Below are 12790 nucleotides of genomic sequence, written 5' to 3' on the forward strand. Positions count from 1 at the left end.
CCGGCGGGCCCCGGGTCTTAATCACCGACACCCCGCGCGCGGGTTCGCCGCCAAATTCCGCCGACGGCGTCGGGCCGCCCGGGCCGCCCCGACGCCTTCGTCAAACCAGAATCAATCCGGGGAATGGGATGCCGCTCTTGAACCGGTGCCGCCGTCGCGCGCACCTGCCGTTGCACCTTGCCCAGCGCAGCCGCGCGGGCCGCATCCATCGCTCCGCTTGGCTGGCCGTGATCGCACCGTGGCTGCTGCTGTCGGCCTGCTCGCCGGCGGAAACCGCCAACGGCACGCCTGCCCCATCGCCGTCACCCTCGACCCCGCCGCCAGCGCCGACGCCACCTCCGGCCCCGCCCCCCGCACCGTCACCCGGCACCACGCCGACCGCGCAACTGCCGTGGTCCACGTACGGGAAACTCACCTTGCCGGTGGATGAGGATGGGACCCGAGGCGCCGACGAGATCGCCGCCGCCGACCTCGCCAACTACTCGTCGCGATACTGGTATCACCCGGCCAGCGGACAGCTGGCGCAGTCCGGCTACCGCGCGGCAGGCGGCGAAACCGTGTTCTGGGCGCCCACCAACGGCAACGGCACCACCGGCAACTCCGACTTCCCGCGCACGGAAATGCGCGAGCAGTTGGACCTCGGCAGCAGTGACCGCAACTGGCGACTCACCGGCACCCATATCCAGCGCGGGACCGTGACCGTGACCCGGCTTCCGACGCCGTTGCGATCCGGCCAAGCCACCCACCTTGTGTTCGCGCAGATGCACAGCGTCGATAACGCACCGCCGGTGAAGCTGATCTTCGAAGCCGCCGCCGACGGCAGCACGAGCGTCTTCGGCAACTACAACCTGCGCCGCCGCGCCGGCACTTCCGAAAACTCGCGCATCGCCCTGCCGATGGCGCTGGGCCAGGCATTCAGCTACGAGATCCGCGTCGTCGACGGCGACGTCACGACGACCATCGACGGCCGGGTCATCGACAGCCGCAACCTGCGGCCGATCTGGACCTTCGAACAGTTCTACTTCAAGGCCGGCAACTACCTCGGCAACAACAGCTCCGACTCGACCGGCTATGGCGAAGTGGTGTATTCGGCCATCGAGCGCGTGCACCGCTGAGGGTTGCGGTCATTCGACAATTGATCGCTGTGCATGATGCTCGGCGGCGTAGTCGCCGAGGCCGCAATCGATAGTGGAATCGGGGCGCGGCTTGCTGTCATGCGGCAAGTCGCCCTACGTCCTACGGCCCTGGCGCGTTGAACTTCTGCGGCAGCCCCGTCTGAATCAGCTGAACGTAGCGTGCGCTCGGCGCATCACCACGCCCCCAGTGACGACTGCATCGTGACCACGCGCTAACGCTCGTCACCCGAATTGCCACTTGTCCCAACGGCCGGCGCCCAACCCTGCCGAACAAATCGGTGGAAGCTCGAATGCGGCCAATCGGCGCTCGCTCGACATGGCCGTGCTTGGCCGGATTCCAGTGGCTGTCATCGACATGCCGGGCGAAATCCTGCTCGTCGCGGATCAGGTGTTCCCAGTAACGCCGCTGCCACAGGCCGATTCGTTCAGCAGCCTTTGGCTGCCGCTGGTACTGACGGTGGAGAGGAAGCAAGCACCCGGAACGATTGCCTAACGGAACATCGCCCTGTCCGATCACTTTCCGCACCCGTGCGCCAGCGCTGTGTCACTTAGACACCAGCAAGCGAGATCCGGGATGGGCATCCCCGCAGCGGCAGCACCCGGATTTCGCGTTGCGCTATCCGGGCGACTACTTCGTTAGGACGGGCCATCGATGACCAGCCGGATCACGCCCCAAGCGCGCGCGTCGGCTGGGAAACGACCGATGCTGCGGCTCTACTTCGCGAACACGCGTGCGTTCTGGAACATCCGGAACCACGGCGTCTTGCCGTCCCAAGCCTTCGGCCAGAACGATCCCGATACCCCTGCAATCGTCCGCTCCGGATGCGGCATCAGGATCGTCACGCGGCCATCGGCGTTGGTGACTGAAGCGATGCCGGCCGGTGAGCCATTCGGGTTCGCCGGGTAGCGCGTGGCAACCCGGCCGCGGTTGTCGATGTAGCGCATCGCAATACCACCGGCGGCTTCCAGCGCAGCCTGATCGGCGGCTTCGGCGAACTCGGCGCGGCCTTCGCCGTGGGCGACGGCGATCGGCATCCGGGTGCCGGCCATGCCCTGGAAGAACATCGACTTGCTTGTCGTCAGTTCGACCATGCTCCAGCGCGCTTCGAACTGTTCGCTGCGGTTGCGGCGGAACGCCGGCCAGTGTTCGGCGCCGGGGACGATGCCTTTCAGCGCGGCCATCATCTGGCAGCCGTTGCAGACCCCGAGCGCGAAGCGGTCGTCCTTGGCCAGGAAGCCTTCGAAGACGTCGCGGGCTCTTGTGTTGAACAGGATCGAGCGCGCCCAGCCCAGACCCGCACCGAGCACGTCGCCATAGCTGAAGCCGCCCGCAGCAGCGAAGCCGGCGAAGTCGGCCAGCTGCACGCGGCCTTCGAGGATGTCGCTCATGTGCACGTCCACCGCGTCGAAGCCGGCGGCGTGGAAGCCGTAGGCCATCTCGACCTGGCCGTTGACGCCCTGCTCGCGCAGCACGGCGACTTTCGAGCGCTTGGCCACGTGGGGGCTGGCTTGGTGCGCGCTTACGGAAGTGCCTTGAATGGCACTTCCGTGCGCCGAGCCAGCGGGCGGCAGCCCCGGGGGGGCCGACGGATCAAACGTCAGCTTCACCGTGATGCCCGGATCGGCCATGTCGCCGGCGGAATCGAACTCTTCACGCGTGCAGTCCGGGTTGTCGCGAAGGCTGGCGATGCGGTGGCTGGTCTCGGCCCAGTTGCGGTACAGCGTCTGCACCTCGTCGCTGAACACGGCCTTGCCGCCGTGGGTGATGGTGATCTTTTCGTCGGCGCTCGGCTCACCGATCAGCCCGGCATGCAGGCCGGCGGCGCGGGCGCTGGCGACGGCCGTATCGACATCGGCCAGGCGCAGCTGGACGACGAAACCCAATTCCTCGTTGAACAGCGCGGCGACCGGGTCCGCACCGAGTGCGTCGAGTGCCACATCGATGCCGCTGCGGCCGGCGAAGGCCATTTCGCAAAGCGTGGCGAACAGGCCGCCATCGGAACGGTCGTGATAGGCCAGCAGCTTGCCTGCAGCGTTCATCGCCTGCAGCCAGTCGAACGCGGCCTTGAGGCGAGCCGGCTCGTCGAGGTCCGGCGCCGTGTCGCCAACTCCGCCGAACACCTGCGCCAGCGCCGAGCCACCGAGGCGGTTCTTGCCGGCGCCGAGGTCGACCAGCAGCAGTCGCGTTGCGGCCTCGGCCTTCAGCTGCGGCGTCAGCGTGCGGCGCACATCGGCAACCGGCGCGAACGCAGTGATGACCAAGCTTAGCGGCGAGGTCTGGGTCTTCGTTTCGCCATCCTGCTGCCAGACCGATTTCATCGACAGCGAATCCTTGCCGACCGGAATCGCGATACCCAGCGCCGGGCACAGCTCGCGGCCGATGGCTTCGACCGCGTCGAACAGGCGGGCGTCTTCATCGCCCTGGCCGCAGGCAGCCATCCAGTTCGCCGACAGGCGGATGTCGGACAGCTTCGTGATGTTCGCCGCCGCGATGTTCAGCACCGATTCGGCGACCGCCATGCGGGCGCTGGCCGCCGCGTTCAGCAGCGCGATGGTCGGGCGCTCGCCCATCGCCATCGCCTCGCCCGTCGTCGCCTCGAAACCCGTGGCGGTGACCGCGACATCGGCGACCGGCACCTGCCAGGGGCCGACCATCTGATCGCGCACGGTCAGGCCGCCGACGGTGCGGTCGCCGATGGTGATCAGGAACTGCTTGGACGCGACCGTCGGCAGTTTCAGCACGCGTTCGGCGGCCGACTTGATGAAGGCTTTCTGCGCCGCATCACCGGCCGGCGGATAGGCCAGCGGTGCCGCGACAGGCGCGCGGCGCGTGGCGCTGCGCTGCATCTTCGGCGGCTTGCCGAGCAGCACCGGCATCGGCATGTCGACCGGCCGCGTGCCATCCAACGTGTCTTCGACGATCAGCTGCTGCTCGACCGTCGCGGTGCCGACCACGGCATACGGGCAGCGCTCGCGCTCGCACATCGCCGCCAGCACTGCGACCGATTCCGGCGCGATCGCGAGCACGTAGCGCTCCTGCGATTCGTTGCACCAGATTTCCATCGGGCTCAGAGCACCATCGGCGCTGAGCACGTCACGCAACTTGAAATGGCCGCCGCGATCATCGGCGTGCACCAGTTCCGGCAGCGCATTGGAGATGCCGCCGGCGCCGACGTCGTGGATCGACAGGATCGGGTTGGCCTCGCCCAGCGCCCAGCACTGGTCGACGACTTCCTGGCAGCGGCGCTCCAGTTCCGGGTTGGCGCGCTGCACCGAGGCGAAGTCCAGTTCGGCACTCGAAGCCCCGGTGGCCATCGACGAGGCGGCACCGCCGCCGAGGCCGATCAGCATCGCCGGGCCGCCGAGCACAATCAGCGCCGCACCTTCGACGACAGCGAGCTTCTCGACGTGCTGGCCACGGATGTTGCCGTAGCCGCCGGCGATCATGATCGGCTTGTGGTAGCCGCGCATCGAACCATCCGGCAGCTGCTGCTCGTAACTGCGGAAGTAGCCGGTCAGCACCGGACGGCCGAATTCGTTGCTGTACGACGCGGCACCGATCGGGCCATCGAGCATGATCTGCAGGCTGCTCGCAATGCGGGCCGGCTTGCCGAGATCCTGCTCCCAGGGCTGCACGAAACCCGGAATCCGCAGGTTCGACACCGTGAAGCCGGACAGCCCGGCCTTCGGGCGACCGCCGCGGCCGGTCGCGGCCTCGTCGCGGATTTCGCCACCGGAGCCGGTCGCCGCACCCGGCGCCGGCGAGATGCCGGTCGGATGGTTGTGGGTCTCGACCTTCATCAGGATGTGCACCGGCTCGCGGTGCTCGCGCCACTGGCGATCGGCTTCCGGGAAGAAGCGCATCGCCTCATGACCTTCGATCACCGAGGCGTTGTCCTTGTAGGCGGACAGCACCCCTTCCGGGCTGGCCTTGTAGGTCAGCTTGATCATGCCGAACAGCGAATCCGGCTGAACCGCGCCATCGACCGTGAACTCGGCGTTGAAGATCTTGTGCCGGCAGTGTTCGCTGTTGACCTGCGCGAACATCATCAGCTCGGCATCGGTCGGGTTCTTGCCCGCCCCCGTGTAATGCGCGACGAGGTAGTCGATCTCGTCGCTCGACAGCGCCAGCCCCCAGTCGCGATTGGCGGCGACCAGCGCCTCGCGGCCGCCGCTCAGCACGTCGACCGTGCGCAAGGCGCGGCGAGTGCCGGTGGCGAACACGTGCTGCAGGTCGGCGGACGTGGTCAGCACAGATTCGGTCATCGGATCGTGCAGGTCGGCGAGCGCGGCTGCCGGAAGCGATTGAACGCCATCGAGCAGATAGAGACGACCGCGTTCGACCCGATTTACGCCCTTGAGCCCGCAGACCCTGGCAATGTCGGTCGCCTTGCTCGACCAGGGGCTCAGGGTGCCGAGGCGCGGCACGATGTAGAGCGTGCTGTCGGCGGTCGGCAGCTGAGCCGTCGTGGCATCGAGCAGCTGGCACAAGGCCGCCTCGTCGACGCCATCGGCATCGACCATGAAGAACTCGACGGCGCGCAGGCCGCTGACACTGGGGGCGTACGCGGCAAGGCTCGCGCGCAGGCGCTCGATGCGGAAAGGCGACAGGGCGGTGCCGCCGGCGAGGATGTGCAGGGTCATTTCAGTCTCAGTTGACGTGACGCCAGTCGAGGCCGGCGTCCTGATGGGCGCAGACCAGCCAGTCAGGCTGGGCGCCGAGCACGTCGGACGCCGCGGCGAGCGCGTGTTCCGGCGTGTTGTTGGTTTCGGACAGATGGGTCAGCACCAGATGCTGAAGCCGGGAGATATCGAGGCTGCCCAGCAGTTCGGCGGCCTGGGCGTTGCTCAGATGGCCCTTGTTGCCGGCCACGCGCTGTTTCAGGAACGAGGGGTACGGCCCGTTCATCAGCATCGCGCGGTCGTGGTTGAACTCCAGCAGCAGCGCGTCGATGCCGCTCAACACTTCGCGCATGTACGGCGTGACCGAGCCGGCATCGGTCAGCACGCCGACCCGGCGGCCCTCGAAGCCGAACACGTACTGGCAGGGCTCGCGGGCATCGTGCGGCACCGGGTACGGCATCACGTCCAGCTCGCCGATGGTCAGGTGCCGGTGCGGCGTCAGGGTGCGCAGCCATTCATCGGGTGCGGCCTTCCAGGCAGCGCGAGTGCCGGCGGTCAGCCAGACCGGCAGCTGGTTGCGCCGGGCCAGCTTCGCCACGCCGCCGATGTGGTCGCCATGCTCGTGGGTGACGACGATCGCGGTCAGGTCCGACGCCACAAGGCCGAGCCGCGCCAGCCTTGTATCGACCTCGACCAGCGGCAGACCGCAGTCGAGCAGCACGCGGGTGCTGCCGGCCTCGACGACCAGCGCGTTGCCGCGGCTGCCGGAACCCAGATAGGCGAAGCGCATCAGCGGGCGCCGGCGGAACGCTGCGGATCAGGGCTTATGGTCGCCACCCGGCGTGAACACCGGAAACGGCATGACCTTGCCGGACTCTCCACCCGCCATGATCCGCGCGGCACCGGCCTTGTCGACCTGATCGATGCGGACAATCGCGTGCACCGGCACGAAAGTGCGGGTGACGTTGGCGAACTCCGCCTTCAGCTTCTCCTCGCCGGGGTCGACGAGGATCGTGGTGCGTTCGCCGAAGACCAGCTTTTCGATCTCGACGAAACCCATCATCGAGCCGTGGCTGACCGAGCGGGCGTAGATCTCGTAGACGCTGCCCTGATTCAGGAAGGTGACGCGGTACAAGCGCTGGGGGGTGCTCATGCGGACGGCGGGCTCGCGATCCCGGCAACGGGACGCCGGGGCGCGCGATTTTCCCATACATCGGCCGAACCTTCAGGTGCCGGCGTGTCTCCCGGCCGGCCAGCCCCGCAGTTCGCGGCTGCCGAAGTTCTCCTGGGCGATGCGCTGGCCGGCGGCGAACAGCGCGGTGATCGCCGCTGCCAGATCGGCCGGCCAGCCGGCCGACGACACGGGTGCAGCCGGCCCGCCCGCCAACGGCGCCCGCCGGCCGTGCTGCAGCAGCCAGCGGTACAGCGCCGGATGCGGCTGCAAGGCCGGCACGGCCAGCCGCAGGCGGTCGAGGATGGCCAGCCCGTCCGGGTCGATGTCGCCGACATAGAACAGCGCCGACGCGCCTGCCCGCGCCGCCAGCTGCTGCAGGGCGTCAGTGGCGGCCAGCAGCGCCGGGCCGCCACCGTACACGACCGCCGAAAGCGCGCGCGCCTCCCGGTTCCAGCTTGCGACGCTGTGGTAGCTGGCCAGACCGGCCAGCACCAGCAGCGGCGCGCCGAGTGCGGCCGGCTGCATCTCGTGCGCCAGCGGCGGCGGCGGATCGACCACCCCGAGCAGCGCCAACGGCAGGCGGCCATCGAACAGGCCGTCCGGCGACTGGAAGGCCTCGAGCCAGCGCTCGTCACCGAAGATATGCAGCGACCGCTCGCGCAGCGGCACCGGCGGCTCCAGGTCCGGTCCGGATTTCAGCCAGCGGTTGATCTGCAACAGCGTGTCGCGGCGGGCCGGATGCTGCTCGTGGGCGGCAAACGCCAGCGCTGGCAGCCAGGTGGCGGCGGGCTCGGGCGGCCCGGCCGCCGGATCGCGCAGCAGTTCCACGCTGGTCGGCAGCGGCGGCGGCTGGCTGTCGTCCCAGCGCTTCGGGTCCGGCAGGCGGAGCGCGCCCCGCCCGGCCAGCGCCACCAGCAGCGCCTGCAGCCGGGCCCGGGCATCCGGCGCCGTCGCCAGCGCCGGACAGGCGCCGGTGAACGCCTGGCGGATCTCGCGCTGCGTCAGCCGCTTCTGGCCGGCGGCCCGCAGCGCGCTGTCCAGCGCCTGCAGGTCCTGGTCGGCAACCGCCGTGGTCATCGAAGACGCCGCCCGCTCACTCGCGCCGATAGACCTCGGCGCCGGCCGCCTTGAACTCGGCGGCCTTCTCGGCCATGCCAACCTTCAGCGCCTCGGCCGCATCGAGCTTCTGCTGGGCTGCGTAGTCGCGCACGTCCTGGGTGATCTTCATCGAGCAGAAGTGCGGGCCGCACATCGAGCAGAAGTGCGCGAGCTTGGCGCCTTCCTGCGGCAGCGTTTCATCGTGGAAATCCTTGGCCTTCTCGGGATCGAGGCCGAGGTTGAACTGGTCTTCCCAGCGGAACTCGAAGCGCGCCTTGCTGAGCGCGTTGTCGCGCACCTGCGCGGCCGGATGGCCCTTGGCGAGGTCGGCCGCGTGGGCGGCGATCTTGTAGGTGACGATGCCTTCGCGGACATCGTTCTTGTCCGGCAGACCCAGGTGCTCCTTCGGCGTGACGTAGCAGAGCATCGCCGTGCCGAACCAGCCGATCATTGCCGCACCGATGCCGGAGGTGATGTGGTCGTAGCCTGGCGCGATGTCGGTGGTCAGCGGCCCCAGCGTGTAGAACGGCGCTTCGTCGCAGTCCTTCAGCTGCTTCTCCATGTTCTCCTTGATGAGATGCATCGGAACATGGCCGGGGCCTTCGATCATCACCTGCACGTCGTGCTTCCAGGCGATCTGGGTCAGCTCGCCGAGCGTTTCCAGCTCGCCAAACTGCGCGGCGTCGTTGGCGTCGGCGATCGAGCCCGGACGCAGGCCGTCACCGAGGCTGAAGGTGACGTCGTAGGCCTTCATGATTTCGCAGATCTCTTCGAAATGCGTGTACAGGAAGTTTTCCTTGTGGTGCGCGAGGCACCACTTGGCGAGGATCGAGCCGCCACGCGAGACAATGCCGGTGACCCGGTCGGCGGTCAGCGGGATGTAGGCCAGCCGCACGCCGGCGTGGATCGTGAAGTAGTCCACGCCCTGCTCAGCCTGCTCGATCAGCGTGTCGCGGAAGATTTCCCAGGTCAGGTCCTCGGCCTTGCCGTTGACCTTTTCCAGCGCTTGGTAGATCGGCACTGTTCCAATAGGTACGGGCGAGTTGCGGATGATCCACTCGCGGGTTTCGTGGATGTTCTTGCCGGTGGACAGATCCATGACCGTGTCGCCGCCCCAGCGGGTGCTCCATACCATCTTCTCGACTTCTTCGGCGATCGAGCTGGTCACGGCCGAGTTGCCGATGTTGGCGTTGATCTTCACCAGGAAGTTGCGGCCGATGATCATCGGCTCCAGCTCCGGATGGTTGATGTTGGCCGGAATCACCGCACGGCCGCGCGCCACTTCGGACCGGACGAACTCCGGCGTGATCAGCGCCGGGATGCTGGCGCCGAAGCTGTTGCCGGCATGGCGCTTCAGATAGCCGGCGGCCTTGTAGCTGTCGTGCAGTTCCTGGATGCGCATGTTCTCGCGGATCGCGATGAACTCCATTTCCGGCGTGATGATGCCGGCCCGCGCGTAGTGCATCTGGCTGACGTTCCGGCCGGCCTTGGCGCGCAGCGGCTTGCGGATGTGGCTGAAGCGCAGGTGCGCGGTCTTGTCGTCGGCGGCGCGGATGCGGCCGAAGATCGAGGTCGGGCCCTTCAGCTCCTCGGTGTCGGCACGCTCGCTGATCCACGGCGCGCGCAGCGGCGCCAGCCCCTTCAGCAGATCGATGTGGACATCGGGGTCGGTGTAGGGCCCGGCGGTGTCGTAGACGGTGACCGGCGGATTGGCGACTTCGCCGCCTTCGGGGCCGTGCAGCCGGGTGGCGGTCTGGCTGATCTCGCGCATCGGCACCCGGATGTCCGGGCGCGAGCCGGTCACGTAGATCTTCCGGCTCTTCGCGAACGGCTCGCGCACTTCGGCGCTCAGGGCGTCGGCGCGGGTCTGGGTCAGCTGGTCGGCAACGGCTTTGGGGACAGCGCTCATCGGTCTTCCTCGGGCGGGAACGTCAGCGGGAAGACGCGGCCGGGGCGCGAAGCATCGCGCGCCGCCGCAAGCCTTCCCTATGCCGAGCGCCGGTGCGCTGCGGCCAGGTTCCAAGGGTTTGTTCTCAGCCCGCCGCCGATTCGAAACTTCGGCAGCCGGCACCCCCGGCTTCGTCGCGCGACGATAGGCCAGCCGCCCGGTCGTCGCAACACGGCAGGCGCTGCGCGGCCATTTCATCGGACGGCATTGACACCGGCGGCGATCCCGGCTTCGGCGGTCCGGCGCCGGTAGGCCGCGTCATCGCAGTGTTATCAAGCCGCCATGGCGACGACACCTGCGGCGGCAACGATGCCACCTCCCCGGATCAGGAGGTCTTCGGCATGAACATCAAACGCGGCACCGTGATCACCCTCGCCGCCCTCGCGGCCAGCGTCGGCACTGGCCCAGCAGGCGCCACCACCACGCTGGAAGGCCGCGCGGTGCTGCCGGCCGCCACCTTCGCCGCCGGGCCGACCTCCGGCCAGTACCTGGGCGGCGCGCCGATCAATGGCATCGCCGTGCCATTCGTGGACCGCCAGCCGGTGCAGGGCTTCTCGGCGGTGCTGCGCAATGCCGACGGCACGTTCGCGGTGATGGCCGACAACGGCTACGGCAGCCTGCAGAACTCCGCCGACTTCAACCTGCGCGTCTACACGGTGCGCACGAACCTCGAGACCGCACGCGGCGGCGCCGGCACGATCGACGTGCTGGGCCACATCGAGCTGCGCGATCCGGACCACCGGATTCCGTTCGCCATCGTCAACCACTTTTCCGAAGCGCGGGTGCTGACCGGTGCCGACTTCGACATCGAATCGATGCAGCGCGCCCCTGACGGCACGCTGTGGTTCGGCGACGAGTTCGGCCCGTTCCTGCTGCACACCGATGCCAGCGGCCGCGTGCTGGAAGCGCCGATCGCGCTGCCGGATGTCGACAACCCGGGCCGCGAGGTGCGCGCGCCGCAAAACCCGTATCAGGAGGAAACCGCCGCGCTGCGGATCATGAACGCGGTGCGCGCCAACGCCTTTGCGCATGGCGGCCGGCTGACGCCGGTGTTCTCGCCGTACTTCCCGGAGCTGAAGTTTCCCGGCTCGGACCCGAACGCAAGCTACGCGCGCGGCAGCCACTCGCCGGCGGATCTCGGCGCGGCCGCCAGCGACATCCACGACATCGCGCTGCTGCGCGCCGCCGGCTTTCCGGTGGTGCCGTACACGGTCAACGACAAGTCGACGATGCTTGCGCTGATGGCCCAGAAGGTCAGCGGCCTGATTTCCGACCGCCCGGACCTGCTGCTGGAAGCGCTGCGCGAGTTCGATGCCGATGGCGACGGCCGGCCCGGCGACTACCTCGGCGCCGACGGCCTGCCGGACGTCGCCAAGTTCGACGCCCAGGGCCATCGCGGCGCCCGCAACCTGCGGCCGGAAAACACGCTGCCGGCGATGGAAGCCGCACTCGACCAGCTGATGACCACGCTGGAGACCGATACCGGCGTCACCCAGGATCGCGTCGCCGTGCTGTTCCACGATCCGTACATCGAGGCCAGCAAGTGCCGCCGCGCCGATGGCGCGCCGTACACCACCGCCAACGAGGTACTGATCCGCGACCTGACGGTGGCCGAGATCCAGGCGCAGTTCATCTGCGACAAGCTGTTTCGCGGCCCGAGCCAGCAGAACGACCGCGCGCTGTCGCCGGTGGCCAGCGCCTATGCCGCGCGTCAGCGGCTGCGCGATCCGTACATCGTGCCGACCGTCGACCAGCTGTATGACTTCGTCGACTTCTACGCGCAGTACTACAGCGTCGGCCCTGGCCGCTTCGTGACCGGCGCCGCGCAGCGGCTGGCGACCGCGCGCAAGGCGCGATTCAACATCGAAACCAAGCTCAATCCGCGCAGCGATCGCGACGCGCTCGGCAACGTCTACAAGGACCGCACCTTCGGCCCCGAAGTGATGGCACGCGCCGTTGCCAAGGTGGTGGTGCAGCGCGGCCAGCAGGCGCGCACCGACATCCAGAGCTTCGACTTCCGCACGCTGCTGCTGGTGCAGGAAGCGGTGCCGACGATCCGCACGGTGTTCCTGTTCGGCGATTTCCCGGTGATCACCGATCCGGCGCGGCTCGGCGATTCCGACGACGGCACCAACCTGCAGCCGGAAACCGCGGGCGGCAATTCGCCGTGGCTGGCCGGCCTGTACTGGCCGTACCGCAGCACGGTGCTGACCACGCCGTTCCGCGCCGCCACCAGCGGCGGCTTCGAAGGCATGGCGATCGACCGCGCCGGCACCCGGCTCTACCCGCTGCTCGAACGGCCGCTGGTCGGCGCCGATCCGCGCCGCCTGCAGATCAGCGAATTCGATCTGGTCAGCCGCCGCTATACCGGCCGCCGCAACTTCTATCCGCTGGATGCACGCGGCAGCAACATCGGCGACTTCGTGCTCTACAACGCGCTGGGCGAAGGCCTGGTGATCGAGCGCGACGGCAGCCAGGGCACGGTCAGCGGCTACAAGGCGGTGCACCGCATCCGCCTGAATCCGGCCGATGGCGGCGAAGTCAGCAAGTCGCTCCTAGTCGATCTGCAGGCGATCGCCGACCCGGCCGGCATCTCGCTGCCGGGCCAGCCCGGCGACGTGGGCCTGGGCAACCCGTTCTCGTTCCCGTTCACGACGATCGAGGACATCGTGGTGCTCGACCAGAACCGGATCGGCGTGATCAACGACAACAACTTCCCGTTCAGCATCGGCCGCCACGTCGGCAGCGGCGCGCCGGATGACGCGGAGTTCCTGCTGCTGAAGCTCGATGCCCCGCTGAACCTGCGCTGAT

Annotated in this window: 7 protein-coding genes and 1 pseudogene; 2 read left to right on the plus strand and 6 right to left on the minus strand. The window is 68.4% G+C overall.

Going from position 1 to position 12790, the window contains the following annotated elements; genetic code table 11:
• The coding region (locus tag ACTIGJ_RS15125) for a polysaccharide lyase family 7 protein (RefSeq protein WP_439641163.1) at positions 1-1115 on the plus strand (1115 nt) is incomplete at its 5' end.
• A 233-nt stretch (positions 1116-1348) separates the two neighbouring features.
• Here ACTIGJ_RS15125 and ACTIGJ_RS15130 read toward each other — a convergent pair.
• The 6 genes and pseudogenes from ACTIGJ_RS15130 to thiC form a co-directional block, all read right to left on the minus strand.
• Positions 1349-1554, minus strand: a pseudogene (locus tag ACTIGJ_RS15130) (REP-associated tyrosine transposase); the annotation flags it as partial.
• A 296-nt stretch (positions 1555-1850) separates the two neighbouring features.
• Complete coding sequence (purL, locus tag ACTIGJ_RS15135; RefSeq protein ID WP_439641164.1) at positions 1851-5780, minus strand: phosphoribosylformylglycinamidine synthase; 3930 nt, start codon at positions 5778-5780, stop codon at positions 1851-1853.
• Between the two features lie 7 nt (positions 5781-5787).
• A complete protein-coding gene (locus tag ACTIGJ_RS15140) occupies positions 5788-6549 on the minus strand; it encodes an MBL fold metallo-hydrolase (RefSeq protein ID WP_439641165.1) in 762 nt (253 codons plus the stop codon).
• A 27-nt stretch (positions 6550-6576) separates the two neighbouring features.
• A complete protein-coding gene (locus ACTIGJ_RS15145) occupies positions 6577-6912 on the minus strand; it encodes a DUF1820 family protein (protein ID WP_439641166.1) in 336 nt (111 codons plus the stop codon).
• A 72-nt stretch (positions 6913-6984) separates the two neighbouring features.
• Entirely contained in the window at positions 6985-8010 is a 1026-nt protein-coding gene (locus ACTIGJ_RS15150; protein WP_439641167.1) for a Wadjet anti-phage system protein JetD domain-containing protein, read from the minus strand.
• Between the two features lie 16 nt (positions 8011-8026).
• Positions 8027-9940: a phosphomethylpyrimidine synthase ThiC gene (thiC, locus tag ACTIGJ_RS15155; protein ID WP_439641168.1), complete on the minus strand. Its 1914-nt coding sequence runs from the start codon at positions 9938-9940 to the stop codon at positions 8027-8029.
• A 380-nt stretch (positions 9941-10320) separates the two neighbouring features.
• Here thiC and ACTIGJ_RS15160 point away from each other — a divergent pair, with 380 nt between their 5' ends.
• Positions 10321-12789 carry an esterase-like activity of phytase family protein gene (locus tag ACTIGJ_RS15160; RefSeq protein WP_439641169.1) on the plus strand — a complete coding sequence of 823 codons (2469 nt, stop codon included), beginning with the start codon at positions 10321-10323 and terminating at the stop codon, positions 12787-12789.
• Position 12790 lies beyond the last annotated feature (1 nt).

The organism is Nevskia sp. (assembly GCF_051860985.1).
In the GTDB taxonomy this organism is placed as follows: Bacteria; Pseudomonadota; Gammaproteobacteria; order Nevskiales; family Nevskiaceae; genus Nevskia.

Excerpts from the sequence above, each read along its gene's own strand:
- purL (WP_439641164.1), bottom strand. The coding sequence starts at position 5,780 with ATGACCCTGCACATCCTCGCCGGCGGCACCGCCCTGTCGCCTTTCCGC.
- ACTIGJ_RS15140 (WP_439641165.1), bottom strand. The coding sequence starts at position 6,549 with ATGCGCTTCGCCTATCTGGGTTCCGGCAGCCGCGGCAACGCGCTGGTC.
- ACTIGJ_RS15145 (WP_439641166.1), bottom strand. The coding sequence starts at position 6,912 with ATGAGCACCCCCCAGCGCTTGTACCGCGTCACCTTCCTGAATCAGGGC.
- ACTIGJ_RS15150 (WP_439641167.1), bottom strand. The coding sequence starts at position 8,010 with ATGACCACGGCGGTTGCCGACCAGGACCTGCAGGCGCTGGACAGCGCG.
- thiC (WP_439641168.1), bottom strand. The coding sequence starts at position 9,940 with ATGAGCGCTGTCCCCAAAGCCGTTGCCGACCAGCTGACCCAGACCCGC.
- ACTIGJ_RS15160 (WP_439641169.1), top strand. The coding sequence starts at position 10,321 with ATGAACATCAAACGCGGCACCGTGATCACCCTCGCCGCCCTCGCGGCC.